Below are 25,805 nucleotides of genomic sequence, written 5' to 3'. Positions count from 1 at the left end.
CTTATATCCCATTTTGGGTGAAGGCGGGACATGCCATTTATGTCCAGAGCAGCGGCGCCGTGGCCGGGAGCGGCCCGAATATCCTGCCCTTTGGGGGCTTATTGCGCGCTAATCCAAAAGTGCTGCGATAAAAATTTTGTAATTGTCCAATAAGATGGGCCTGTTTTTGCCGGCTCGTGCGTATTATATTCAGATCATGGCTACTGCGGCGGGAGTCGTCAGTGACGAAAAGCGAACTGTTTTCGAGTTTCACGCGGAATTATGACGAACGGCGACAAGCCGAGATGTCAGTCGAGGATTATTTGCTGGGATGCCGCAATGATCCTCTGATGCACGCATCGGCGCCGGAACGCCTGCTGGCGGCGATCGGCGAGCCGGAAATCATAGACACCTCCCGCGACCAGCGGCTTGGGCGGATCTTCATGAACCGCACCATCCGCCGGTACAAAAGTTTCGCCAATTTCTACGGCATGGAATCGACGATCGAACATATCGTCAGCTTCCTGCGCCACGCCAGCCAGGGGCTGGAGGAACGCAAGCAGATCCTCTACCTCCTCGGCCCGGTCGGCGGCGGCAAATCCTCGCTCGCCGAACGGCTGAAGGCGTTGATGGAAACGCACCCCATCTACGCTCTGAAGGCGGGCGATGAAATCAGTCCAATCTTCGAAAGCCCTCTCGCGCTGTTCGACGCGGAAACGCATGGGACCATGATCGAGGACGGCTATGGCATCCCCCGCCGCTGCCTGACCGGCATGATAAGCCCATGGGCGCGCAAGCGGATGGACGAGTTTTCCGGCGACATTTCCCGGTTCAAGGTGGTCCGCCTGATGCCCTCGCGCATGCGGCAGATCGCCATCGCCAAGACCGAGCCGGGCGACGAAAACAATCAGGACATCAGTTCGCTGGTCGGCAAGGTCGACATCCGCAAGCTGGAAATGCTCTCGCAAAATGATCCCGACGCCTACAGCTATTCGGGCGGGCTTAACCGCGCGAACCAGGGCATGCTTGAATTTGTCGAGATGTTCAAGGCGCCGATCAAGATGCTCCATCCGCTGCTGACGGCGACGCAGGAGGGCAATTATATCGGGACCGAAAATATCGGCGCGATCCCCTTCAACGGCATCATCATGGCGCATTCCAATGAATCGGAATGGTCGAATTTCAAGAACAACAAGAATAACGAAGCCTTCATCGACCGTATCTACGTCATCAAGGTGCCCTATGCCCTTCAGGCGACCGAGGAACGGCATGTCTATGAAAAGCTGCTGCGGGAATCGGACCTGAGCAAGGCGCCCTGCGCGCCCGGAACGCTGGACATGCTGGCCCGCTTTTCCGTGCTGACGCGGCTGCGCGAGCATGAGAACAGCAATCTCTATTCCAAGATGCGCGTCTATGACGGCGAAATGCTGCGGGAAATCGATCCGCGCGCCAAGAGCCTTCAGGAATATCGCGACGCCGCTGGCGTGGATGAAGGCATGTCGGGCACCTCGACCCGCTTCGCCTTCAAGGCGCTGTCCGCGACCTTCAACCATGACGGCAGCGAGATCGCGGCAGACCCCGTACACCTCATGTATGTGCTGGAAGGCATGGTGCGGCAGGAACAGTTCCCGGCCGAGACGGAAGCCAAATATCTGGAGTTCATCAAGGGCGAGCTGGCGCCCCGCTATGCCGAATTCATCGGTAATGAAATCCAGAAGGCCTATCTGGAATCCTACCATGATTATGGCCAGAACCTGTTCGACCGTTATGTCGCCTATGCCGATGCGTGGATAGAGGATCTGGACTTCAAGGATCCCGATACCGGGCAGTTGCTGGACCGCGAAGTCATCAACCAGGAACTGACCAAGACCGAAAAGCCCGCGGGGATCGCCAATCCCAAGGATTTCCGCAACGAAGTCGTCAAGTTCGCCCTGCGCATGCGGGCGAGCAATGACGGGCGCAACCCCAGCTGGACAAGTTACGAAAAGATCCGCGAGGTCATCGAAAAGCGGATGTTCAGCCAGGTGGAGGATCTGCTGCCGGTCATCAGCTTCGGGTCCAAGAAGGACGGCGACACCGCAAGCAAGCATGACGAATTCGTCGCGCGCATGATCGAGCGGGGCTATACCGAACGACAGGTCAGGCGTCTGGTCGAATGGTATATCCGCGTCAAGCAGGCCGGATAAGGGAGGCGCGCTCTTTTTGGAGGTGTTTTGGCCGCAATGCACATAGTCGACAGACGGCTGAACCCCGGCGGCAAGAGCCTGGTAAACCGGCAACGGTTCCTCAGAAGGGCGAAAGCCTATGTCAGCCAGGCGGTGCGCGACAGCCTGAAGGACCGCAGCATCAAGGATCTCGCCGGGGAGGGGGAAATCACCATCCGGCGCGACGCGATCCACGAACCGACCCTCCATCGCGCATCCCAGGGCGGCAATCGCGAACGGGTATTGCCGGGCAATCGCGAATTTCTGGAAGGCGACCGGATCAAGCGCCCGGACGGCGGCGCTGGCGGCGGATCGCAGGCGGGGGAGGGTGAAGATCAGGATGATTTCCGCTTCGCGCTCAGCCGCGAAGAGTTTCTGGATCTCTTCCTTGAAGATCTGGAATTGCCCGACATGGCCAAGAAAAAACTGGTCGCGGGCAAGGTCGAAGGGGTCAGGCGCGCGGGCTATTCCACCATCGGCAACCCGTCCAACCTCTCCGTCCCCCGCACGATGCAAAAGGCGATGTCCCGCCGCATCGCGCTGCGTCGCCCCAGCGGCGCGGACCTTGATCGCATCGACGAAGCCATCGCCGAGATAGAGGCGCGCGCGCCGCCGCTGCCCGATGATGCCGTGGCGCTGGAAAAGCTGCGCGAAGAGCGGGCGCATATCATCCGCCGCCGCAACGTCATCGCTTATATCGACCCCGTCGATCTGCGCTTTCGCCGTTTCGAACCCGTGCCGCGGCCCGTGGCGCAGGCGGTGATGTTCTGCCTGATGGACGTGTCCGGTTCCATGACCGCGCATATGAAGGATCTGGCGAAGCGCTTCTTTGCGCTGCTCCATCTGTTCCTGTCGCGCTGTTACGAACATGTCGATGTCGTATTCATCCACCATACCGACCGCGCGGCGGAGGTGGATGAGGAAACTTTCTTCTACAGCACGGTGACCGGCGGCACATTGGTATCCAGCGCGCTCGACAAGCTGCTGGAGGTGGTGAAGGACCGCTACAGCCCCGCCGACTGGAATATCTATGTCGCGCAGGCGTCGGATGGCGACACGCTGGCGTCCGACAATGCGCGCGTCGTCGGCCTGATGCAGGACCAGATCCTGCCCTTTTGCCAATATTTCGCCTATCTTGAGGTCGGGCGGGAGGAATTCGTCTCGATCGAAACGGCAACCTCCAGCACGGGTCTGTGGGAAGCCTATGCACCCGTAAGTGAAAGCCACCGCCATTTCGCCATGCGCAAGGTGTCGCACCGCCGCGAAATCTATCCCGTCTTCCGCGAACTGTTCCAGCGGCGCGGCGTCGGTGAAAGGGCCGGCGCTTGACCGGAGCGCTCGCCCCGGCGCCGCTGTTCACGGGCAGCGATTGGGATTTTCCCCTGATCAACCGCATCTATGAAACGGTGGAGCCGATCGCGCTTCAGGAAATGAAGCTCAATATCTATCCCAACCAGATAGAGATCATCAGCGCCGAACAGATGCTGGACGCCTATTCGTCGATCGGCATGCCGCTTTTCTACAAACACTGGTCCTTCGGAAAGCAGTTCGTCACCAATGAAATGCTGTATCGAAAGGGGTTGCGCGGCCTTGCCTATGAACTGGTGATCAACAGCGATCCCTGCATCAACTATCTGATGCAGGAAAACAGCGCGACGATGCAGACGCTGGTCATCGCCCATGCCGCGTTCGGCCATAATCACTTCTTCAAGAATAATTATGTCTTCAAGCAATGGACCGATGCCGAGGGCATTCTGGATTATCTGGAGTTCGCAAAACGCTACATCACGCAATGCGAGGAGCGTCATGGCCAGCTCGCGGTGGAGCGGGTGCTGGACGCGGCGCACGCGCTGATGAACCAGGGGGTGCATCGCTATCCCCGCGTCCGCCCGCGCGACATGAAGGAGGAGGCCGAGCGCGAGGCCGAGCGGCAGGCCTATCGCGACCGCATCTATGACGACCTGTGGCGCACCGTGCCGGTCGGCGCGAAAGCAGCGTCCGTGCCCCGCGACCAGCGCCGCGCCGCCCTTGGCCTGCCACAGGAAAACATCCTCTATTTTCTGGAAAAGACCGGCCCCCGGCTGGAAAGCTGGCAGCGCGAGATATTGCGCATCGTCCGCCTGATCGCCCAATATTTCTATCCGCAGCGCCAGACCAAGGCGATGAATGAGGGCTGCGCCACCTATACCCATTACCGCATCATGACGATCCTGCACGACCGTGGCTGGCTGACCGATGGCGCGTTCATGGAATTCATCCAGTCGCACACCAATGTCGTCTACCAGCCGACATATGATTCAGGACATTTTGGCGGCTTCAATCCCTATGCGCTCGGTTTCGGGATCATGTCGGACATAGAACGGATCTGCATGGACCCGACGGACGAGGACCGCGACTGGTTCGGTGACATTGCCGGGTCTCGCGATCCGGTCGAGGTATTGAAGGACATCTGGGCCAATTATCGCGACGAAAGTTTCGTGTCGCAGTTCCTCAGCCCGCATCTGATCCGGCAATGGCGCCTGTTCCAGTTGCTCGACCGGGAAAGCGAACCGGACCTGCGGGTAGAGGCGATCCATGACGAGCGCGGCTATCGTCGCATCCGCCGTGCGCTGGCGCGCGAACATGATATAGCCCGGCAGGAACCGGATATTCAGGTGGTCGATGTCGATCTGGCCGGAGACCGCACCTTGATGCTGGAGCATGCCGTCACCGACGGCGTGGTTCTGGACGCATCGGATGCGACGCTGGTGTTGCAAAGCCTCGCCAACCTGTGGGGCTATGAAGTCGCGCTCAGCGAAGTGGATGTGGAAAGCCGCAAGGAACTGAAAAGCCATCGTTGCCAGCCGCAACTAGGATGGATCGGCTGAACCGGTACGCCCTGTCGGCAGGCCATCGGGCGCGGTGAAGATTCCATTTCCAAAGTGGTGGCGAAAAGCGTAAATTCTGCCCGGTTTTCGCGAGCGGTTCCGGGCTTGGTCGCAGCTCAAGCGGTTGGACGGGAAGGCTCGCTTGAGAGCAGGAGAGCATTTTCATGACGCATGCCCTCAATGCACAGGAATGTCTCGAACGGGCCCGGATGCATGAACAGCTTGCGGCGACGACCGCCGATGCTTCCGCCCGGATGATGCACCAGGCCATGGCCGCCGAATTCCGCCGTCGCGCGGCGATGGGCGGGATGGACATGGCGCGTCAGGTGGTGAACAAACCGATCATCGAACTGTGCCCGCCGGTGGCGTGACGGCGCTTCAGGCCGGCGGCGAAAACGCCTCGCTCAGCCGCAGCAGATAGACGTCCATGATCCACCCATGACGCTGGCGCAGCAGCGCGCGGCGTTCGATGATGTCAGGCCCCACCGTCGCCAGCGGACCGTGGGCAAGCGCCTGATGCTCCATCCCCAGATATGCGCCCCACCAGATGTCTATCCCTTCGGTCGCCAATGTCTGAAACGCGCAATGCCCGTCCAGCATCACGACAATGTCGCGCACGCCCTTGGGCCATCCCTGCTCGCGCAATTGCCTGCCCGTGGTGATCAGCACCGGGTCGGCCAGGCGGTTGAGGCAGATGCCGTGCGCGGCGGTCAGCGCCTGGATGCTGGTTATCCCCGGAACGACGCTGATCTCGACCGAATGGCCCAGCCGCTGCGCGATCCGCAGGCTGCTGTCATAAAGCGAAGGGTCGCCCCACACGAGCAGCGCCAGCGTACCGCTCTCCGGCAAATGAAGCGCAATCTGTTCCATCCAGATCGCGGCAATAGCATCATGCCAATCGACCACCGCCTCGATATAGGCGGGCTGGTCTGCGCGCCTGGGCATGTCGAACTCAACGATGTGCGTCCCGCCCGTCAGCACATCGGCGCAGATGGTCCGGCGCAGGTCGATCAGGTCCGATTTCGCCTCGCCCTTGCGGGGCAGCAGGATCAGGTCTGCCTCGTTCATCGCCCGGATGGCGGCGCGGGTCAGATGATCGGGATTGCCCGTGCCGATGCCGATCAGGGAAAGCCGGATCATGCCGCACCCGCGACAAGGTGGAAGAAGCTGCCCGTCACCAGCCCCCGGCGCGACCCCGTGGATGCGACGGCGTCTCCTGCCGCATCCGTCACATGGGCAAGCGGCTGGTCGGGCTGCTCGACCACCGTCGAATAATGAAATTCATGGCCGCGAAGGTCCGCCCCTTCGCCATAGCCGCCCATCGGAGCCAGCAGCCGCGCGCGGCGATAGCCCAGATGCAACCGGCGCTCGGCAAAGCTGCTGACGAGGCCCAGCAGCCCCGCCATCGCATGCGTCTGTCCCTGCGCGTCGATGATCGCCTGCCCCAACACCATATAGCCACCGCACTCCCCATGGACCGGGCGATCCTGTGCGTGACGCCGCAGCCCGTCGATAAAGCGCGTCGCCTCTGCAAGGCGCGGCGCATGCAGTTCGGGATAGCCGCCGGGCAGCCAGACGGCGTCCGCATGCGGATCGGGCGCTTCGTCAGCCAGCGGCGAAAAGCGCAAAATCTCCGCACCCGCCGACTGCCAGCCCGCCAGCATGTGCGCGTAGGTGAAGGAGAAGGCGGCATCCTGGGCCAGGGCGACGCGTTGTCCTGGTGGCCGCCACCCTGTGCCGCACGATGCCGCGCAGGGCAGGGCGCCCGCGCATGCCAGCAGCGCGGACAGACCCACATGGGCCTCCACCACATCGGCAATGGCATCGATCCTCTCGTCCGCCCGCTCCTGCTCGCCCGCCTGCACCAGACCCAGATGGCGTTCGGGCAGCGACAGCGCGGCCGAACGCGGAACCGCACCCAGCACAGGCAGCGCGATCTCCTCCATCGCGCGACGGATCATGGCGTCATGACGGGGGCTGGCGACGCGATTGAGGATCACGCCCACGACGCGCAGGTCAGGCCGCAGGGTGCGAAAGCCATGCGCCAGCGCTGCCGCCGACTGGCTCTGCCCCGAAACGTCGATGACCAGGATGACCGGCCAGCCCAGCGCGGCGGCTATGTCGGCGCTGCTACCATTGCCGCTCGCGCCCGTCGCCGCTGCGCCGTCGAACAGGCCCATCGCCCCCTCGGCCAGCGCCAGATCTGCGGTCACGGCCTGCGCCGCGAGGCCCCGGATCATCGCGCCGTCCATTGCCCAGCTGTCCAGATTGAACGCGGCGCGCCCGCTCGCCAGTCGATGATAGCCCGTGTCGATATAATCCGGCCCGCATTTATAGGGCTGCACCCGCACGCCCCGTCGCGCCAGCGCCCGCAGCAGGCCCAGCGTGATGACCGTCTTGCCCGATCCTGAACGGGGTGCGGCGACAAGTATCCCCGGCGTCATTCTTCCGACCCGGCGAAGCGCGATTGCGTGGAGGCGGGGCGGAAACGCCGGTCATATCCGGGCGCGTAAAGCTGGCTCTCGGCAAAATCTGCGTCGCCCAGCACTGGGCCGACCAAAATCAACGCCGTGCGCTCCGGGCCATCCGCTGCCTGTCTCGCGACCGTCGATAGCGTGCCTCGTTCGATCCGCTGGTCCGGCCAGCTTGCGCGCCAGATGATCGCGGCCGGACAATCGGGGCCATAAAGCGGCGACAGGTCGGCCACGACCTGCCCGATATTGTGGATCGACAGATGGATGGCCAGCGTCGCGCCGGTCGCCCCAAAGCCGCTCAGCGTCTCGCCCGGCGGCATCGCGCTCGCCCGCCCCGGCGTGCGGGTGAGGACCAGCGACTGGCCAATACCGGGCAGCGTCAGCTCCGTCCCCAGCGCCGCCGCCGCTGCCGCAAAGGATGGCACCCCCGGCGTCACCGTATAGTCGATCCCCAGCGCCTTCAGCCGCCTGATCTGCTCGCCCATCGCTGACCAGACGGACAGGTCGCCCGAATGGAGCCGCGCGACATCCTGCCCCATGGCGTCCGCCTCCGCGATAATGGCGATGATCTCGTCTAGCGTCAGCGGCGCGCTGTTCACGATGCGCGCGCCGGGTGGGCAATGATCCAGCACCGCACGCGGCACCAGCGAACCGGCGTAGAGGCACACAGGCGACGCGGCGATCAGGTCGCGGCCGCGCAGCGTGAGCAGGTCGGGCGCGCCCGGCCCCGCGCCGATGAAATGGACAGTCATGCGAAAACTCCCTCGGCCAGCGCACAGGTGGCCTGCCCATCGGCGGAAATGATGCGGGCCGCGATCAGCCGCGCGCCACGGCCCGCAGCGGTGAGCGCAACCGCTTCGGCGACGCTGCCGGTGCCGTAGGCGGTCAGGCTGGCGGCGGATTGCGTGGGCGTCGCGACGCCTCTTATCGCGGCAGGATCGATCAGGATCAGCGGCAGCGCCAATGCATCGGCGAGCGGTTCGAGCAATCGCGCCTTGTGGGTGAGCGTCGCGAGCGCCGACACAGTCCGGCCATGCCCCGCCAGCGCCGCCCGCATCACCGCATCATCTGCCTCGCTACGGCATCCAAAGCCCGCCACGATCATAGCGTCACGCTCCACTGGACCAGCGGATAGGCCGCCTTCCATCCGCGCCTTGTCCCGATCGCCGCGACGCTCGCCATCTCGATCCGCAGCAACTCGCCGCCCATCCGCGCGTGGCACTGCGCCAGCAGCGCTTCCGATTCCAGCGTCACCGCATTGGCGACCAGCCGGGTCCGCCCGCCCGGCAGGCGCAGGATCGCCTCCAGCAACCCCTCGCTCAAACCCCCGCCGATGAAGATAGCGTCAGGACGCGTGCGGCCCTCCAGCACGGCGGGCGCGCGCCCCTCGACCATGCGCAATCGATCAGCCCCCAGCCGCGCCGCATTGGTGCGGACCCGCGCGGCGCGTAGGGGATCAGCCTCGAAAGCGACCGCCTGGGTTGACGGATGGCTGAGCAACCATTCGATTGCGACCGATCCCGACCCCGCGCCAATGTCCCACAATGTCTCGCCCGGACGCGGGGCGAGCGCGGACAGGGTGAGCGCGCGCGCTGGCCTTTTCGTGATCTGGCCGTCATGTTCGAACCAGCTGTCGGCCAGCCCGCTGGCGCGTGGCATTACCGCGCCGTCGCCTGCCATCTCGATCCCTACCGCCACCGGATGCGCGACGTCATCCAGTTCAAAGCCATCGGCGCGCACCGCCCTGATCCGCTCGCGCGGCCCGCCCAGCGCCTCCATCACATGCAGCGTTGATGCGCCGAAGCCGGACTCCTCCAGATAGGCGGCCAGATCCGCCACTGCCTTCCCGTCCCTCACCAGCAGGATCGCCCGCTCACCGGGCGCAAGGTCTTGCCTCAATCGGGCCATGGGCGCGGCATGCAGGCCATGGCAGGCGACATGCTGCAACGCCCAGCCCAACCGCGCCGCCGCGATCGAGAAGGTGGACGGTGCCGGGTGGGCGACCCACTCGCCCGGCGCAAGATGCCCGGTGATGCTCGCCCCCGCGCCGAACCAGAAGGGGTCGCCCGACGCCAGCAGCACCACCGGTTCCCCCCGCCGGGCGAGCAGCGGGGCGACGCCATCCTCAAAGGGCACTGGCCACGCCAGATGTTCGGCCTTAAGGGGGGGCAGCAACGCCAGCTGGCGCGGCGCGCCGGTGACGATGCGCGCATGATCCAGCGCGGCGCGTGCGGCGCTGGACAGGCCGTCCGCGCCATCCTCGCCAATGCCGATGATCGTCAGCCAGGGACCGTCAACCGCCATGCGCAACATCCTGATCCTTGGCGGCACCACGCAAGCAAGCGTGCTGGCAAAGGCGCTGGCCGAGCGGGGCGATCGCGCGGTGTTGAGCTATGCCGGGCGCACAGACAGCCCCCGCGCCCAGCCGGTGCCGATCCGTGTCGGCGGCTTTGGCGGCGTCGCTGGCCTTGCCGCCTATCTGGAGGCTGAGGGCGTCACGCATTTGATCGACGCGACCCACCCCTTTGCCGCCATCATGAGCGCCCATGCGGTGGAAGCCGCGCGGCTTGCGAACATCCGCCATGCCATGCTGACCCGCCCCGCATGGGAAGCGGGGGAGGGCGACCGCTGGACCCATGTCCCCGACATTGCGGGCGCCGTGCAGGCGTTGGACGGGCCGCCCCGCCGCGTCATGCTGGCGCTCGGCCGGATGCATGTCGCGGCCTTTGCCGTCCAGCCGCAGCATCATTATCTGCTGCGCTTCGTCGATGCGCCGAACGCGCCGCCTGCGCTGCCTCGCCACCATCTGGTCGTCGATCGCGGACCTTTCACGCGGGAGGGCGATCTTGCATTGATGCGCGCGCACGGCATCGATCTGATCGTCGCGAAAAATGCCGGTGGAGACGGCGCGCGGGCAAAGCTGGACGCCGCGCGCGCGCTTGGCCTGCCAGTCGTCATGATCGACCGCCCGCCGCTGCCCCAGGCGCATGTGCTGGAGCAGGTGGGCGAAGTGCTGGCGTGGATCGATCATGCCGCCCATCGCGGCGTGTAGAGGATCGGGTGGCCTGGCCGTTCGATCAGCCGCGTGCGGCTTGACCCGACAATGACCATGGTGCGCATGTCCGCCATGTCCGGGGCGGCGTCGCCCAGACGCACGACATGCAATTGTTCATCAGCCGTCGATACGGCGCGCGCGAACAGGATCAGCCGGTCAGGCCCGCATTCCTCGCGCAGAACGTCCAGCGTGCGGGCAAAGCCTTCCGGCCGCGCCCTGGACCGGGGATTGTAGAAGGCCATGGCGAAATCCGCCTGCGCCGCCAGCCGCAGCCGCCGCTCGATCAGCGCCCAGGGTTTCAGATTGTCCGACAGGTTGATCGCGCAGAAATCATGGCCCAGCGGCGCGCCAGCCCGCGCCGCGGCGGCCAGCATGGCGGTAATGCCGGGCAGAATGCGAATGTCGATGCCGCGCCACGCTTCAGGCCCGGCCTCCAGTGCCTCGAACAGGGCGGACGCCATGGCGAATACGCCCGGATCGCCCGATGATGCGACCACCACCCGCTTGCCCGCCGCCGCCAGTTCCAGCGCATGCGCCGCGCGTTCCAGCTCAACCCGGTTATCGGACGCATGACGGGTCAGCCCATCGCGATCCGGCACGCGCGCGACATAGGGGATATAGCCGACCAGATCGGTGGCTTGGCCCAGCGCCTGCGTCACTTCGGGCGTGACCAGCGCGTCCGCGCCAGGCCCAAGTCCCGCCACCGCTACCCATCCACTCATGGTCGCCGCCCCTGTCCATGGACCAGCAGGATCGAAAAATAGCTGGTGACCGCCTGCGCCTGTCCCAGCGGCGTGATCTTCTGGTCCGCCATGGTCGCATATTCGACCAGCCAGGCGCAGTCCTGCTTTCCCGCCGCCTCCACCGCGCGGCGCAGCTTGGCCAGGTTGCGGCCGATCTTCATGACGACCAGCGCGTTGGTGTCGTGGATGCGGTGGGCCAGTTCCTCTTCGGGCAGCGTCGCCATCAGCACGGTCAGCACATCGTCGCCCCAGCTGATCGGCGTGCCGCTGGCGGTCCAGGCGCCTGACATGCCGGTGATGCCCGGCACGATCCGCACCGGCACCAATGGCGCGAGGCGGCTGTGCAGGTGCATGAAGCTGCCGTAGAAAAATGGATCGCCCTCGCACAGCACGACCACATCCTCGCCCGCGGCGGCAAGGGCATGAAGATGCGCCGTGCAATCGGCGTAGAATGCCGACAGTGCCTGATTATAACGCGGGTCGCTGACCGGGATTTCGGTCGTCACCGGATATTCCATCGGAAACTCGACGGCGTCGGGGTTTAGCAGGCCATCGACGATGCGCCGGGCATGGCCGTGACGGCCGGGCTTGCGGAAATAGGCGATGTGGCGCGCGGTGCGTATCAGCCGGTCGGCGCGCACGCTCATCAGGTCCTGCGCGCCGGGGCCAAGGCCCACGCCATGAATGACGCCGCTCATTCCGCCGCACTCGCCAGCGCGTTGACGGCGGCGACGGTGATCGCGCTCCCGCCCAACCGGCCCTCGACGATGCAGCAGGGGGCCGGCTGTACCTGCCACAGCGCCTCCTTGGACTCCGCCGCGCCGACGAAGCCGACCGGGCAGCCGATGATGGCGGCAGGGCGGGGGCAGGCCGGGTCCTCCATCATATTGAGCAGGTGAAAGAGCGCTGTCGGCGCATTGCCGATGGCGACGACCGCGCCCGCCAGATGCGGCCGCCACAGTTCCAGCGCTGCCGCCGACCGGGTGTTGGCCATGTATCGCGCCCGTTCGGGCACGGTCGCGTCATGCAGCGTGCAAAGCACTGGATTGGCGGCGGGCAGGCGGGCGCGGGTGATCCCTTCCGACACCATGCGCGCGTCGCACAGGATCGGCGCGCCCTTTTGCAGCGCGGCGATGGCGGCAATCGCAAAGCCGGGCGAAAATCGGATATGCGGCGCCAGGCTGACCATGCCCGCCGCATGGATCATCCGCACCGCCACCCGTTCCTCTTCGCGCGAAAAGCGGGTCAGCTCCGCTTCCTCACGGATCATGCGGAAAGACTGGCGATAGATTTCCGCCCCGTCGGTTTCATAGGCATGCGGCATCATTCGGCTCCGAAAAGGGCGAGTATCTGGGTGGGAGACAGGTCGGTGCGTTCAGGCTGGCCGCCCGCGCGGGCATCGCGAGCAAGGTCGAAGCGGCCATCGCGTCCGGTCAGCACGACCGCAGCCTGCTTGGGCCGCGCGCATCCCTTGGCGCATCCCGATATGTGCAGCCCCGCAACATGGGGCGCGAGCCGGGCGGCAAGGTCTCGCGTAGCGACGCTCGCCTGCGGACAGGCCGGTGCGCCGGGACATGCGTCCACGCTCAGGCGGGGGTCTGCCGGATCATCGGATGGCGCGTTGCTGCCCTCCAGGATCAGCCCGCGCCACGGCGTCAGGCGGATCGCGCGAGTCTCGTCATCCATGGCGGTCAGCAGCGCTTCCGCCTCGATCCGGCCAAAGGGCGCGGCATGGTAGCGCCCCGGAACGGCGGCCAGACAGTTAACGCGCGAACGTGGCGGGGCCGGGGCCTCGGACGGCGTGATGGGAAGCGGCGCGCCATGCCGCGCCATCCGCCCGGCGCTCGCGCCGCCGCTCGCCATGAACCAGTGGGCGATCGCGATGATCTCGCTGACGGCTTCGCTCACCTTCACCGGCACGCCTCTATCACGCCCGTCGCAGCGCAGGATCAGGCCGCCGCTCATCCCCCGCTCGATCCGGAAATCGGCGGGGGCGTCGGTCAGCACTGGCGCAGGGCCGGCATCGACGGCAAAGCCGATCTTTCCGGGCATATCCGGCAATTCATCGGCGCGGGCGATCAATTCGCTTGCAATGCGGTCCGTTGCGTCGCCGGGCGCCCAGTCGGGATTGACGATCAGCGGCGCGGGCATGTCCCCGTTGCGCCTTGCCAGACCCAGCGCGACCAGCCTCTCCATCAGCGCGTCATGCTCATCCGCGCCGACGCCCCTGATCTGCAACGCCGCGCGATTGGTGAGGTCGATATGCCCATTGCCATGGCGCAGCGCCCCCGCGCACAGACCTTCGGCCTGCGCCCTGCTCATGCGCCCGAGCAGGGGACGAAGCCGCACTAGCAGCCCGTCGCCCGCCATCATCGGCCGCCAGGCCGTGGGGCACCAACCGCGCACGGCGGCGGCGCGTTGCGCCTGCTCCTGCATTGCTCCGTCCTCCACGTCCGCGCCACGACACACGGCCGGGACGCGCGCCAGGCGAACGACAGGCGCACGCCAGCGCGGCCACGACCGCACCCAAAATTCGTCGCTCAAACGGAGAACCGAGCCGTGACCATCCCCTGGATCATGGCAAGAGCGACCTTTGCTCCGGCAGGTCTCCTGGCTTGCGGGTCATAGCTTTGGCATGGGCCTTCCCGGATCGCTCCAGTGGCTTGGCCGTCCCTTGGCAAAGGTCCGGCCTGTCCATGCCTCGCTCGCCGCTCACAGTTGCAGGGACAGCCACGGATTAGGGAGCAAGGCTCCCGCACCGCGTTCCCATTTAAGTCCCTTGCGGGACACCGGCGCGATCGTTGAACCGGGCATGACCCGGCTCGCCGCGCTTCATAGGGCGGATGCAGGCGGAAGGGAAGTGGGGATGCGGACCGCGGCGCTTGTGGCCGCCGGGGCTGAATGTCGATACCGCCTAGCGGCGCAGCACGACCGAATGCCAGTCGGTGCGCTGCTCCCATCCGCGCCTTTCCAGTTCCGGTACATCTTCTTCGCTGATCGGCCTGCCGAGGCAGAGCAGGCCCAGGCAGGCCCAGCTTTCCGGTATGTCCAGCATGGAATCCACGCCCGCCGGCTCCAGGATCGAAACCCAGCCCATGCCGATGCCGCGCGTACGTGCAGCGAGCCAGAGCGTGTGGACGGCCATGACGCAGCTATAGCGCCGCGCTTCCGGCATGGTGACGGCGCCCAGATGATGACCCGTCTCGGTCCCGTCATCGCAATAGACCGCGAACAGCACCGGCGCCTCACGCAGGCCATGCAGCTTCAGGCTGCGGTACAGCCGGTCCTGCTCGCCCGCATAGTCCTTTCCGGCCTGCTTCACCTGGGCATCGACGTGACAGGCAAGCCGCTCGCGATATTCGGGCGTATCAATGCGGACGAACCGCCATGGCTGTGACAGGCCGACAGACGGCGCGCGATGCGCCATGCTCAACAGCCATTCGACATCCGCTTCGTCGATGGGATCGCTGCGGAAATGGCGAATGTCCCGCCGCGCCCTGACCAGCGCTTCGAACCGGGCGCTGTCGATCGGGGTGATGGCGGGCGCGCTCATATCAATATTCGATCCCCGCCTGCGCCTTCACGCCGCTGCGAAACGGGTGCTTGACCAGCGTCATTTCGGTCACGAGGTCGGCGGCTTCCATCAACGCTTCGGGCGCATTGCGGCCGGTGATGATGACATGCTTCATCTCATCGCGATCGGTCACGGCCGCCACCACTTCGTCCACGGGCAGATAGTCATAGCGCAGGACGATATTAAGCTCATCGGCCAACACCATAGCATAGGCCGGATCGGCGATCATCCGCTTTACCTCTTCCCATGCTTCGCGGGCGAGCGCGATGTCGCGGGTCTTGTCCTGCGTGTTCCATGTAAAGCCTTCGCCCATCGGCTTAAACGTGACATGATCCGGGAACGCGTCAAACACCGCTTTTTCTCCGGTCGTCATCGCGCCTTTCACGAACTGGACCACGCCCACCTTCTTGCCATGGCCGATGGCGCGCACGACCATGCCCAGCGCGGCGGTCGTCTTGCCCTTCCCCTTGCCGGTGTGGACGATCAACAGGCCCTTTTCCTGCGTCTTGGTGGCCATGATCTTGTCGTGCGCGGCCTGTTTCTTCTTCATCTTTTCGGCATGTTGTTCGGGCGTGCGTTCAATCATGATTGGGATCCTTGACTTGAGAGAGGAGCATGGCGGCGCTGTTGGACTTCGGTTTCCACATCCCCCGGTCCAGCGCTTCGAGCAGGCGGGCGGCGGTTTCGCGCAGGGCGGCGGGGTTCGCTTGCGCCATGAAGTCCCGCACTGCTTCATCCTCGATGAAGGCGGCGTGGACGGCGTCGAAATGATGATCGCGTACCGCATGGGTGGTGGCGGCGAAGGCGAAGAGAAAGTCGACGGAGGCGGCGATTTCGAACGCGCCCTTGTAGCCATGGCGCATCATGCCCGCGATCCATTTGGGATTGGTGACGCGCGCGCGGACGACCCGGCCGATCTCATCTTCCAGCGTGCGCACGACCGGGCGTTCCGGGCGGCTATGGTCGTTGTGGTAGCTGAGCGGCTTCTTGCCGGACAGATGCTCCACCGCCGCCGCGATCCCGCCTTCGAACTGATAATAATCGTCGCTGTCGAGCAGGTCATGCTCACGATTGTCCTGGTTCTGGACCAGCGCGTCGGCCCCCGCCAGCCGCCGCGCGAAGAGGCCGCGCTCGGCGTCCCCCTCCACCCCGCCGCCATAGGCATAGCCGCCCCAGTCCAGATAGATGTTGGCCAGGTCGGCGCGATCATGCCACAGCCGCTCGTCGATCATCGCCTGAAGCCCCGCGCCATAGGCGCCGGGCTGCGATCCGAAGACGCGGCTTCCCGCGCGGCGCTCCGCCGCCTTTCGGGACGCGCCCTCCGCCATCAGGGCAGCAGCTTCCGTGCGATGCCGGGCGGCGGCGGGATTGTCCTCGTCCGGTTCGTCCAGCGCCATGACCGCGCGCGCGGCGCTGTCGATCAGGTCGATCTGTTCAGGAAAAGCGTCCCGGAAAAAGCCCGACACGCGAAAGGTCACATCGACGCGCGGGCGATTGAGCTCCGCGATCTTCATGACCTCAAAGCCGATGACGCGCCCCGATGCCCAGTCCCAGCGTGGCCGCACACCCATCAGCGCCAGCGCCTGCGCAATGTCGTCTCCGCCCGTGCGCATATTGGCCGTGCCCCATGCGGACAGGGCAATCGCGCGGGGATAGTCGCCCTCGCGCTGAAGATAATCCTGCACGATCAACTCGGCGGATCGCTGGCCCAGGTTCCAGGCGGCGACCGTCGGCACGGCGCGGGTGTCCACCGAATAGAAATTGCGCCCGGTCGGCAGTACATCGGGGCGGCCGCGGGTCGGCGCGCCGGAAGGGCCGGGCAGGACGAAATGGCCGTCCAGCGCGTTCAGCAGCGCGGCCTTTTCCGCGTCTCCGCAGGCGTCGATCCGTGGGCCAAGGTCTTGCGCCATCGCCCGCAAAACCGCCGCGCTTCGGGGGCCTGGCGCTTCGGCTTCGCTGTCGAGCAGGTGGATGGCGTACAGCTCAAGCCGCTCCACCGTGTCGCCGGTCGTGCGCCATGGCGCAGGGTCAAGGGGGTGCAGCGGCGCGGGGCGCGGCCCTGCCCAGGGCGCGCCCATCGTGCAGTCCAGCGGATCGAAGTCCAGCGCCAGATCGTCCGCCAGCGCGCGCAGCAGCGACAGCTGGCCATCCTGATCCATCCCCCGTGGACAGCGGGCCAGTGCGATCAGCAGGTCACGGCGCAGCGGCCCCTCGGGTGATCGCGTAAAGATATGCAGGCCATCCCGGATCTGCATTTCCTTCAATTCACACAAATAGTTGTCAATCGCTGCTAAGGCATCGTCTCCACTGCCTTGCGCGCCTGCATCCTTGTCCAGCCCCTGTGACGCGGCCAGCGCCAATATATCGCGGCGCAGCGTTTCTAGACGGCGCGGGTCCATTCCCGCCGCCAGATAATATTCATCGACCAGCGCCTCCAGCTCCTTGAGCGGCCCATAGGTTTCGGCGCGGGTCAGCGGCGGCGTCAGATGATCGATGATGCAGGCCCCGATGCGCCGCTTCGCCTGCGTCCCTTCGCCCGGATCGTTGACGATGAAGGGATAGATTTGCGGAATGGGACCGGCGCAGATTTCGGGAAAGCAATCGGCAGACAGCGCGATGGCCTTGCCCGGCAGCCATTCCAGATTGCCGTGCTTTCCCGCATGGATCACCGCATGGGCGCGAAATTCCTGCGCCAGCCAGATGTGAAAGGCCAGATAGCCGTGCGGCGGCGGCAGGGCGGGGTCGTGATAGCTGCTCTTGGGATCGATATTGTAGCCGCGAGAGGGCTGGACCGCGACCGCGATCTTGCCAAAGCGATGGACCGGCAGGTGGAATGCCCCGTCCCGCATGAAGGGATCGGAAGCCGGATCACCCCAGCGATTGGTCACGGCCTGCCGCACCCCCTCCGGCAATCGCATGAACGCCGCCTCATATTGCCCAAGCGGCAGCATGACTTCCGCCGCGCGACCGGGGCAGGCATTGGTGACGCCACCGGTCATCACCTGCATCAGCGCAGCGCCGTCACGCGGCGCATCGCCCGTCGCATAGCCCGCGTCCGTCAGCGCGCCCAATATGGCGGCGGCGCTTTCCGGCGTATCCAATCCAACGCCATTGCCGATCCGGCCATTCTTGTTGGGATAGTTGGCCAGGACCAGGGCGACGCGGCGGTCATGGACAGGCGTGCGGCGTAATTGTGCCCATGAAGCAGTCAATTGTGCAACGAAGCTGACACGATCTGCCATCACATGCGGCACGACGATGCTGCATTCGGTCCGGGCATCGAACCGGGCAGCGGCCTTGAACGCAACGGCTCGGGTGAACAGCCGCCCGTCCACCTCGGGAAGGGCAACATGCATGGCAAGGTCGCGCGGGCCAAGCCCGCGTGCGCTCGCCCCCCACACGCTCTGCTCCGCGCTGGCGAACAGGGTCTGGAGAATGAGGCAGTCCGCTCGCTCCAGGATGGAGAGCGTACGCGGATCGCCCGGCGCGGAGGCGGCAAAGGCGGTGGCGTTCAGGATGACGTCAGGCGGCGTCCCGTCCATCAGATTGTGCAGATAGTCCCGGACGAACGGCTCGCGCAGCGCCCGGACATGGACTGGCAGGACATTCAACCCCGCCTGCTCCAGCCCCGCAATCATCGCGTCCACCGCGTCGAGCGTGCCGGCGATCAGCAGCGCGCGGTAGAAGAGGAAGAGGGCGGTGGGCCGACCGGCGAGCCACCCTTCCTTCACCTGATCCAGTGTCGGTCGCTCGACGCCCGGCCGGTAAAGCCCGGCGTCCGCGACGGGAACAGGCGCGTCCGGTGCCCCGGCGTCAAAGCCCGCGACCCGCGCGGCTGTCTTGAGGAAGGCGGTCGCGTTGGCAATGCCGCCCTGCCGCAGATAGTCGCGCAGCCGGTCGCACATGTCGGGTGGCAGGGTGGACGCAGAGCGCAGGTCGGGATCGTCCTCCCGGCCATCTGCTATGGCGGCAAAGGCGATGCTCTTTTCCCGTGCAATATTGGCAATTTCCTCAATGCCATATGGCCAGTAGCTCTTACCGCCCAACAGGACTACGCAGACGAATTTGGCGTGGGCGATCACCTTTTCGACATAGAGATCGACCGAATAGGGATGCTTGAGTTGCAACAGGTTCGCCAGACGCACGGTGGGCGCGTTCGGCCCCAATGTCGCGGCGGCGTTGGCAAAGCAGGCAAGGTCGCTGTCGGCCACAGTCAGCAGCACGATGTCGCCCGGACTCTGGCCAAGGTCGATCGCTTCCTCGCCGTTGGAAACGGTGCCGGGCGTGGCGGTCAGCAGGTGCATCAGGCGGCGACCGGTTGCTGCCTGAGCATGGCCGCGATCGCGGCGCGGTCCATCCCGGCCTGACCGATCACCACCAGGCGGGAACCGCGCTGTTCCTGCGCCTGCCAGTGGCGGTCATAATGATGCTGGATGCGCGGGCCGACCGCCTGGATCAGCAGCCGGGCCGGGCGTCCCGCAACCGCGACGAAGCCCTTGATCCGCAATATGTCATGCGCGGCGATCGCCTGTTCCAGCGCCGCCAGCAGTGGTGCGGGATTGCCCAGTTCGCCAAGCTCCAGGACGAAACTGTCGAAATCCTCATGGTCATGATCTTCCTCATCGTCATGATGCGATGGGCGGGCGTCGATCTGATCCTCCACGCCTGCGTCCAGGCCCAGCAGGACAGCCGGGTCGATCTCCCCGCGCGCGGTGCGCAATATGCGCACGCCGGGGCGGATCTCGGTAACCAGAGAGGTTTCCAGCTCCGCCAGCCTGCCGGGTTCCACCAGGTCGGTCTTGTTCAGCAGCACCAGGTCCGCGCAGGCCAGCTGGTCCTCGAACAGCTCCTCGATCGGACTGTCATGGTCCAGCGTCGGATCGGCCGCGCGCGCGGCGGCCAGCGCGTCCTCGTCATGGGCGAAGCGGCCCGCCGCCAGCGCGTCTGCGTCGATCAGGGCGATCACGCCGTCCACGGTGGCGCGGGTGCGGATGCCGGGCCATTGGAACGCCTTGACCAGCGGCTTTGGCAGGGCAAGCCCGGAGGTTTCGATGATGATGTGATCGGGCGGCACATCCCGGTCCAGCAGCCGCTGCATGGTGGGCAGGAAATCGTCCGCGACGGTGCAGCAGATGCAGCCATTGGCCAGTTCGATGATGTCCTCGTCCGGGCACGCCTCGTCGCCGCACCCCTTAACCAGCGCGCCATCGACGCCGACATCGCCGAACTCGTTGATGATGAGGGCAAGGCGGCGACCCCCTGCATTTTCTATCAGGTGGCGGATCAGCGTCGTCTTTCCAGCGCCCAGAAAGCCGGTGATGACGGTGGCGGGAACCTTGCTCATATGGATTGTCCTTGTTTGGCGAGGAGCACTTCGATCTCGTCGAAGCGTTTCCAGCGGTAGATGGCCCAACTCACCAGCCAGCAGGCGGCGAACAGGCCGATGATGAAGAAGCCCAGGCTGTTGAAATGTTCGCCAAGATTGGCGGCGATCGACCAGACGCCGCCGGTCAGGCCCAGTTTGTCGCCCAGCAGCGCCGCCGCTTCGATCCCGCCGATGACGATGGCGACCAGCGCGGACACCAGCGTGATGGTGATGTTGTAGTAGAGCTTACGGATCGGCTTCACGAACGCCCATTGATAGGCGCCCATCATCAGTGCCCCGTCCGCCGTGTCGATCAACGCCATGCCCGCCGCGAAGAGCAGGGGGAAGATAAGGACCGTCGCGATTGAAAGCCCGCTCGCAGCCTGCCCCGCCGACAGGCCGAGGATCGCGACTTCCGTGGCGGTGTCGAACCCCAGTCCGAACAGGAAACCCAACGGAGCCATGTGCCAGCTGCGCGTGACAAGCCGGAACAGCGGTTTGAAAATGCGTGCCAGAAACCCGCGATTGCCCAGCAATATGTCCATATCCTCATCGACATAGGCACCGCCGCTGCGAACATGGTTGAAGGTCTTGAGGACGGATCGCAGGATGATGAGGTTCATCGCCGCGATCGCGAACAGGAATGTGGCGGAGATGATCGTGGCGATCGTGCCGCCCACTTCGCCTACCGCCTCCACCCGGCTCAGCGCGCTTGCCGCCACGGCGATCAGCACCGCCGCGATCAGGACGATGCCGCTATGCCCGACCGCGAACCACAGGCCCACGGTCAGCGGCCTTTGCCCTTCCTGCATCAACTTGCGCGTCACATTGTCGATGGCGGCGATATGGTCGGCATCGACCGCATGGCGCATCCCCAGGCTCCAGGCGAGCAGGGCCGTGCCCAGCATCATCGTGCTGTCGGCGAAGATCAGCGCGGCCCACAGCCATAGCGCCAGGTTGGCGGCGATCAGGGCGGCGAACATCCACGTGGCGCGACCACGCAGCGCCGCAAAACTCATGTCCATCGGAGACCAGTCTCCCGTCGGCGTCAGCGAACCTTGACGGGAACCTCCGCATCGCGGCCGACAGCACGCGCCGGACGGACACCCAAACGGCGCCCGGCACGCATGCCGGTGCAGCTCCCGCCGCACGCGTCGCTCAGACGGAAAACCGTGCCCCGGCCATCCCCTGGACCAAAGCAAGAGCGACCAGACGCTGGCAGGTCTCCTGGCTTGCGGGTCATCGCTCGACACATGGCCTTCCCAGGCCTCGCAGGATTTAGCGTCCGGCCCAGTGGCTGACCCCCGATCGTCACGGAAGGTCGATATGCGTCTCGCTCACCGCTTACAGTTGCAGGGACAGCCGCGGATTTGGACGCCGTAAGCATCCGCACCGCATTCCCATTTTAAGCCCCTTGCGAGGCACCGGCGCGATCAATGCCGTCCATAGAGAGCTTGGGGGACAAAGGGAAGCGGGAAGGAATTGAAATAAAAGAGTCACACGTCGGTCACGCATCCGTCATCTAAATGAAATAGCGGCCCGCTGCACAGAGACATGAGGGAGTTTAGCAAGTGCAAGGTTTAAGGGCGAGTGGCGCGGCGATGATGGTGAGCTTGCTGGCGTTGATGCCGGAAGTGGCGCAGGCGCAGAGCAACGAAGCGTTGCAGCGCCAGATCGACGAACTCAAGGCGCAGGTTCAGGCGCTCACGAGTGCGCTTGCCGCAAACAAGGGCGCGACTCCTGAGACCGCTGCTGCGGCTCCGGCTCCCGCTGCTCCGGCGACACCGGCTCCTGCCACGCTTGCCACCGCCCCCGCGCAGCCGCCTGCGGCCGCGCCAGAGGCGGCCACTGCTCCAGCGCCCAAGTCGAAGGCCTGGTATGAACGGCTGTCGCTGCGCGGCTACACGCAGATGCGCTATAACGCATTCCTGTCCGGGGATGATACGGCGCCCGCTGGCCAGTCCCGCCTCCGGTCGGTCCATGACAGCTCGATATCCGATCGCGGCAGCTTCTCTCTACGCCGCGCGCGCCTTGTGGTTCAGGGCGATATTTCCGACCGCGTCTCGCTCTATCTGCAATCGGACTTCGCGACTGCCGTGAGTAATCAGGCAGGCAGCGAGCGCCGCGAAGGCTTCGCCCAGCTGCGTGACGCCTATGCCGATGTGTTCCTTGACAAGGCCAAGACCTTCCGCCTGCGCCTCGGCCAATCCAAGGTGCCCTATGGCTGGGAAAATATGCAGTCCTCCTCCAACCGCCTGACGCTCGACCGCAGCGACGGGATCAACAGCGCGGTTCCGGGCGAACGTGATCTGGGCGTCATCGCCTTTTATACCCCGCCTTCAGTCCAGAAAATCTGGGACCGGCTGGGGGATGACGGGCAAAAGCTGTTCGGGAATTACGGCGCATTTGGCTTTGGCGTTTTCAACGGCCAGGGCATCAACCGGACGGAACAGAATAAGGGCCTGATGAAGGTCGCCTTCGCCACATGGCCCATTGAACTCGACGGCCTGGGCGATGCTTTCGCTGGCCAGGTGTTCGAAATCGGCGGATCGGCGATGATGAACGATTTCCAGCCTGAACTGCGCAGCGGGTCAGTCGGTGGACCCGTTGACGACAACCGCGCCGGCATCCACGCGATGCTCTATCCGCAGCCCTTCGGCATTCAGGCCGAATGGAACTGGGGCAAGGGACCACAGTATGATCCGCTCAGCCTGTCTGTGGAATCGAAAAAGCTCAGCGGCGGCTATGTCCAGATGATGTACCGCGCCCCGACGGAATCGATCGGCTCGCTGATCCCCTACGCCCGCTGGCAACATTATCGTGGCGGTTGGAAAGGCTCCACCAGCGCGCCGCGCCTGGAGACCGACGAATTCGAACTGGGCGTCGAATGGCAGCCGTGGAAGGCGCTCGAAATCACGCTGGCCTACGCCCGCATGAAGCGCGCCGAAGCGGATGAACGCCGCGCCGGGCGCGCGGAAGGCAATCTCATCCGTACGCAGGTGCAGTGGAATTATTGATTGGTGCCTGGAACGGCGCGGCGGGTGTTTTGTCGCGCCGCTCCGGCTTGGATCATTTCAATAGCGTGAAGGGGTGACTTGGCTGCATATTGCAGCACCCCTCCAGCGCGCGTAGATCGTGGCCATGCCCTCAAACTTTTCCTTCACCCGGATCGCGTCCGGCGGCGCGTTTTCGGTGGAGGAACGGGAACTGGCCGATGAAGTGCCGGTTGCCATTGAATTCAATGGCGTCGGCTATGCGGTGTTGATGGCGACGCCGGGCGACATTGCCGAACTGGTGCTTGGCTTTGCTCTTTCCGAACGACTGGTCAGTCCGGCGGACGCGCCATTCACGGTCGATGTTCACACGACCGCCCAGGGGGTCGTCGCCCGCGCGACTTTGCCCCCCGACCGTGTCGAAGGGCTGCTGGGCCGGATACGCCATCGCGTGTCGGATTCTTCCTGCGGCCTGTGCGGCGTCGAAAATCTGGAACAGGCCATCCGCCCGCTGCCGCCCGTTACCGCGCAATCGCGGGCGGATCGTTCCGCGATCTTCCGCGCACTTGCCGCCCTTTCGGGTCATCAGCCGCTCAATGCCCGGACGGGCGCGGTCCATGCAGCCGCGCTGGTCGGTGCCGATGGTTCGATCCGCCTGGTCCATGAAGATGTCGGCCGCCACAATGCGTTCGACAAGCTGATCGGGGGGATGCGGCTTGACGGGATGGACTGGGACGGCGGCTTTGCGCTGCTGTCATCCCGCTGTTCCTACGAACTGGTGGAAAAGGCGGTACTGGCTGGCTGCCCCTTGCTCGTCACCATTTCCGCCCCGACCCGCCTGGCGGCGGAACGCGCCGAAAGCGCCGGCCTGCCGCTGGTTGTATTGGCGCGGGCGGACGCGATGCTGGCGACGATGGTCATTCCCGAATGAAGATCGCCCCATAGGCGGGCAGTGTGCCGATCGACGCGCCATTGGTGGCGAACAGGACGGTCCCTTCCGCTGCTCTCTCCTCTGGCCATGCGACGGGGCTGTCCGACAGGTTGAACAGGCACATTATCCTGTCCGCGCCCTCGGTCCGCCGGAACAGCAACCGGCTTTCATCCGCCAGCAGCACCTCCATGCTGCCGTAACGCAGCGGTGCGTTCGCTTTTCGCAGGGCAAGCATCTTCCGGGTAAAGTTCAGCAGCGACCCTGCATCGGCCTCCTGTCCATCCACCGCCAGCGCCAGATTGTCATCCCCCACCGGCAGCCAGGGCGCAGCGGTGCTGAACCCCGCTTCGCTGGCGGCCATTTCCCAGGGCAGTGGCGTGCGTGCCCCGTCGCGCGACAATGTGAGCGGCCAGTTCGCGATCGCTTCCGGGTCCTGCAACCGCTCAAAGGGGATATCGACCTGCGTGATCCCCAACTCCTCGCCCTGATACAGGATGGCATTGCCGCGCAGCGCCATCAGCAGCGCTATCTTCATCCGCGCGAAAGCGGCGCGATCCCCCGCCTTGCACCATCGCGACAAGGCGCGCGGGGCGTCATGATTTTCAAACGCCCAACTGGGCCAGCCCATGCCCGGTTCATTCGGCCAGCGCGCCGCCGTCTCCGCCACCAGCGCCGGGGTGAGCGCGGGGGCATAGAGGAAATCAAAGCCATAGGCGCTGTTCAGCAGATCGTCCCCTGCCGTGTACGCCTTCATCTCCATCTCGGCGCGGTCGCCCCCGACTTCCGCCATGGTGAAGATCGCGCCATAGCGGTCGGTCAGCGTCCGGATGCGCTCGACAAAGCCCACCACATCGGGGTGCGACTGGCTGTAACGGCGGATCTGATAGTCGAAGGGGCGGGTGCGCGGCTTGCCGTCGTCGGGGGCAGGCGGGTTGTCGCGCAGCAGCGGGTCATGCATCGCATGATTGAGCGCATCGAGCCGGAAACCGTCCACGCCCCGGTCCAGCCAGAAGCGCATGGCGTCCAGCAGCGCGTCCTGCACCGCCGGGTTGTGGACGTTGAGCTGCGGCTGGCTGACCAAAAACTGGTGCATATAATATTGCCGCCGCCGCGCATCCCAGGTCCATGCCGGGCCGCCGAACACTGACTGCCAGTTGCAGGGCGGCGACCCGTCCGACTTGGGATCGGCCCACACATACCAGTCCTGCCGCGCATTGGTCCGGCTCTCGCGGCTTTCCCGGAACCAGTCATGCACGTCCGATGTATGGGCATAAACCTGATCGATCGTGACTTTCAGGCCCAGCGCATGCGCCCGCGCCACCAGCGCGTCGAAATCCTCGATCGTGCCGAAAATCGGATCGACCCCGCAATAATCGGCGATGTCATAGCCAAAGTCCCGCATGGGCGAAGTGAAGAAGGGCGAAATCCAGATCGCGTCCGCGCCCAACCGGGCAATATGCTCCAGCCTCTGCGTGATCCCCCGCAGGTCGCCAATCCCGTCACCGTTGGAATCCTGAAAGCTGCGGGGATAGATCTGGTAGATGACGGCGCCCTTCCACCATGGCTGGCCGGAATCGCTCATGCGCTGCTGCTCCCTTTTGCTGCGGGTGCAGCATACAC

At 65.1% G+C, this 25,805-nt stretch carries 22 protein-coding genes and 2 riboswitches; of the genes, 7 read left to right on the top strand and 15 right to left on the bottom strand.

The window, feature by feature from the left end; all coding sequences use genetic code 11:
* Positions 1–221 precede the first annotated feature (221 nt).
* From K663_RS18435 to K663_RS18420, 4 genes are all read left to right on the top strand, one after another.
* The gene (locus K663_RS18435) at positions 222–2,165 is read left to right on the top strand and encodes a PrkA family serine protein kinase (protein WP_062121517.1); all 1,944 of its coding nucleotides are present in this window, start codon (positions 222–224) and stop codon (positions 2,163–2,165) included.
* 36 nt (positions 2,166–2,201) lie between these two features.
* Positions 2,202–3,512: a YeaH/YhbH family protein gene (locus K663_RS18430; protein WP_062121516.1), complete on the top strand. Its 1,311-nt coding sequence runs from the start codon at positions 2,202–2,204 to the stop codon at positions 3,510–3,512.
* The gene (locus K663_RS18425) at positions 3,509–5,050 is read left to right on the top strand and encodes a SpoVR family protein (RefSeq protein WP_062121515.1); all 1,542 of its coding nucleotides are present in this window, start codon (positions 3,509–3,511) and stop codon (positions 5,048–5,050) included. Before K663_RS18430 ends, K663_RS18425 begins: the two co-directional genes overlap by 4 nt.
* A 164-nt stretch (positions 5,051–5,214) precedes the next feature.
* Positions 5,215–5,421: a hypothetical protein gene (locus K663_RS18420; protein WP_062121514.1), complete on the top strand. Its 207-nt coding sequence runs from the start codon at positions 5,215–5,217 to the stop codon at positions 5,419–5,421.
* A 7-nt stretch (positions 5,422–5,428) separates the two neighbouring features.
* Here K663_RS18420 and cobF read toward each other — a convergent pair whose 3' ends face one another.
* Genes cobF through K663_RS18395 form a run of 5 tightly spaced genes read right to left on the bottom strand, consistent with a single transcriptional unit; the run spans position 5,429 to position 9,828 of the window.
* Complete coding sequence (gene cobF / locus K663_RS18415; RefSeq protein ID WP_062121513.1) at positions 5,429–6,190, bottom strand: precorrin-6A synthase (deacetylating); 762 nt, start codon at positions 6,188–6,190, stop codon at positions 5,429–5,431.
* Positions 6,187–7,494: a cobyrinate a,c-diamide synthase gene (locus K663_RS18410; protein ID WP_062121512.1), complete on the bottom strand. Its 1,308-nt coding sequence runs from the start codon at positions 7,492–7,494 to the stop codon at positions 6,187–6,189. Before K663_RS18410 ends, cobF begins: the two co-directional genes overlap by 4 nt.
* Positions 7,491–8,276, bottom strand: a complete 786-nt coding sequence (gene cobM / locus K663_RS18405) for a precorrin-4 C(11)-methyltransferase (RefSeq protein ID WP_062121511.1) — start codon at positions 8,274–8,276, stop codon at positions 7,491–7,493. Before cobM ends, K663_RS18410 begins: the two co-directional genes overlap by 4 nt.
* Positions 8,273–8,629 (bottom strand): cobalamin biosynthesis protein, encoded by a 357-nt coding sequence (locus K663_RS18400; RefSeq protein ID WP_062121510.1) that lies wholly within the window; start codon positions 8,627–8,629, stop codon positions 8,273–8,275. Before K663_RS18400 ends, cobM begins: the two co-directional genes overlap by 4 nt.
* Positions 8,626–9,828: a bifunctional cobalt-precorrin-7 (C(5))-methyltransferase/cobalt-precorrin-6B (C(15))-methyltransferase gene (locus K663_RS18395; RefSeq protein WP_062121509.1), complete on the bottom strand. Its 1,203-nt coding sequence runs from the start codon at positions 9,826–9,828 to the stop codon at positions 8,626–8,628. Before K663_RS18395 ends, K663_RS18400 begins: the two co-directional genes overlap by 4 nt.
* Between K663_RS18395 and K663_RS18390 the strand changes: the two genes are divergently transcribed.
* Entirely contained in the window at positions 9,827–10,576 is a 750-nt protein-coding gene (locus tag K663_RS18390) for a cobalt-precorrin-6A reductase (protein WP_062121508.1), read from the top strand. The two genes, K663_RS18395 and K663_RS18390, sit on opposite strands and share 2 nt — an antisense overlap.
* On the opposite strand, the gene cobJ is transcribed toward K663_RS18390, so the two are convergent.
* The 9 genes from cobJ to K663_RS18345 all read right to left on the bottom strand — a co-directional run bounded on the left by cobJ (position 10,552) and on the right by K663_RS18345 (position 21,286).
* Positions 10,552–11,301 carry a precorrin-3B C(17)-methyltransferase gene (gene cobJ / locus K663_RS18385; protein ID WP_062121507.1) on the bottom strand — a complete coding sequence of 250 codons (750 nt, stop codon included), beginning with the start codon at positions 11,299–11,301 and terminating at the stop codon, positions 10,552–10,554. The two genes, K663_RS18390 and cobJ, sit on opposite strands and share 25 nt — an antisense overlap.
* Positions 11,298–12,020 (bottom strand): precorrin-2 C(20)-methyltransferase, encoded by a 723-nt coding sequence (gene cobI / locus K663_RS18380; RefSeq protein ID WP_062121506.1) that lies wholly within the window; start codon positions 12,018–12,020, stop codon positions 11,298–11,300. The genes cobJ and cobI overlap by 4 nt, the downstream gene beginning before the upstream one ends.
* Positions 12,017–12,646: a precorrin-8X methylmutase gene (locus K663_RS18375; RefSeq protein ID WP_062121660.1), complete on the bottom strand. Its 630-nt coding sequence runs from the start codon at positions 12,644–12,646 to the stop codon at positions 12,017–12,019. Before K663_RS18375 ends, cobI begins: the two co-directional genes overlap by 4 nt.
* Positions 12,646–13,695 (bottom strand): cobalamin biosynthesis protein CobG, encoded by a 1,050-nt coding sequence (locus K663_RS18370; RefSeq protein WP_062121659.1) that lies wholly within the window; start codon positions 13,693–13,695, stop codon positions 12,646–12,648. Before K663_RS18370 ends, K663_RS18375 begins: the two co-directional genes overlap by 1 nt.
* A gap of 210 nt (positions 13,696–13,905) precedes the next feature.
* A riboswitch (cobalamin riboswitch) is annotated at positions 13,906–14,131 on the bottom strand.
* Between the two features lie 105 nt (positions 14,132–14,236).
* A complete protein-coding gene (bluB, locus tag K663_RS18365) occupies positions 14,237–14,875 on the bottom strand; it encodes a 5,6-dimethylbenzimidazole synthase (protein ID WP_083536030.1) in 639 nt (212 codons plus the stop codon).
* A 1-nt stretch (position 14,876) separates the two neighbouring features.
* Positions 14,877–15,482: a cob(I)yrinic acid a,c-diamide adenosyltransferase gene (cobO, locus tag K663_RS18360; protein WP_062121505.1), complete on the bottom strand. Its 606-nt coding sequence runs from the start codon at positions 15,480–15,482 to the stop codon at positions 14,877–14,879.
* Positions 15,475–19,200 carry a cobaltochelatase subunit CobN gene (cobN, locus tag K663_RS18355; RefSeq protein WP_062121504.1) on the bottom strand — a complete coding sequence of 1,242 codons (3,726 nt, stop codon included), beginning with the start codon at positions 19,198–19,200 and terminating at the stop codon, positions 15,475–15,477. Before cobN ends, cobO begins: the two co-directional genes overlap by 8 nt.
* The gene (cobW, locus tag K663_RS18350; protein ID WP_062121503.1) at positions 19,200–20,240 is read right to left on the bottom strand and encodes a cobalamin biosynthesis protein CobW; all 1,041 of its coding nucleotides are present in this window, start codon (positions 20,238–20,240) and stop codon (positions 19,200–19,202) included. The genes cobN and cobW overlap by 1 nt, the downstream gene beginning before the upstream one ends.
* Positions 20,237–21,286: a HoxN/HupN/NixA family nickel/cobalt transporter gene (locus K663_RS18345; RefSeq protein ID WP_062121502.1), complete on the bottom strand. Its 1,050-nt coding sequence runs from the start codon at positions 21,284–21,286 to the stop codon at positions 20,237–20,239. The genes cobW and K663_RS18345 overlap by 4 nt, the downstream gene beginning before the upstream one ends.
* Before the next feature lie 175 nt (positions 21,287–21,461).
* A riboswitch (cobalamin riboswitch) is annotated at positions 21,462–21,705 on the bottom strand.
* 157 nt (positions 21,706–21,862) lie between these two features.
* Between K663_RS18345 and K663_RS18340 the strand changes: the two genes are divergently transcribed.
* Positions 21,863–23,278: a porin gene (locus K663_RS18340; RefSeq protein ID WP_062121501.1), complete on the top strand. Its 1,416-nt coding sequence runs from the start codon at positions 21,863–21,865 to the stop codon at positions 23,276–23,278.
* A 124-nt stretch (positions 23,279–23,402) separates the two neighbouring features.
* A complete protein-coding gene (fdhD, locus tag K663_RS18335; protein ID WP_062121500.1) occupies positions 23,403–24,185 on the top strand; it encodes a formate dehydrogenase accessory sulfurtransferase FdhD in 783 nt (260 codons plus the stop codon).
* On the opposite strand, the gene K663_RS18330 is transcribed toward fdhD, so the two are convergent.
* Positions 24,172–25,767, bottom strand: a complete 1,596-nt coding sequence (locus tag K663_RS18330; protein ID WP_062121499.1) for an alpha-glucosidase — start codon at positions 25,765–25,767, stop codon at positions 24,172–24,174. The two genes, fdhD and K663_RS18330, sit on opposite strands and share 14 nt — an antisense overlap.
* Between the last annotated feature and the right edge of the window lie 38 nt (positions 25,768–25,805).

It is taken from the genome of Sphingobium sp. MI1205 (assembly GCF_001563285.1).
In the GTDB taxonomy this organism is placed as follows: domain Bacteria; phylum Pseudomonadota; class Alphaproteobacteria; order Sphingomonadales; family Sphingomonadaceae; genus Sphingobium.
This window is presented reverse-complemented; position numbering and strand designations above follow the sequence as displayed.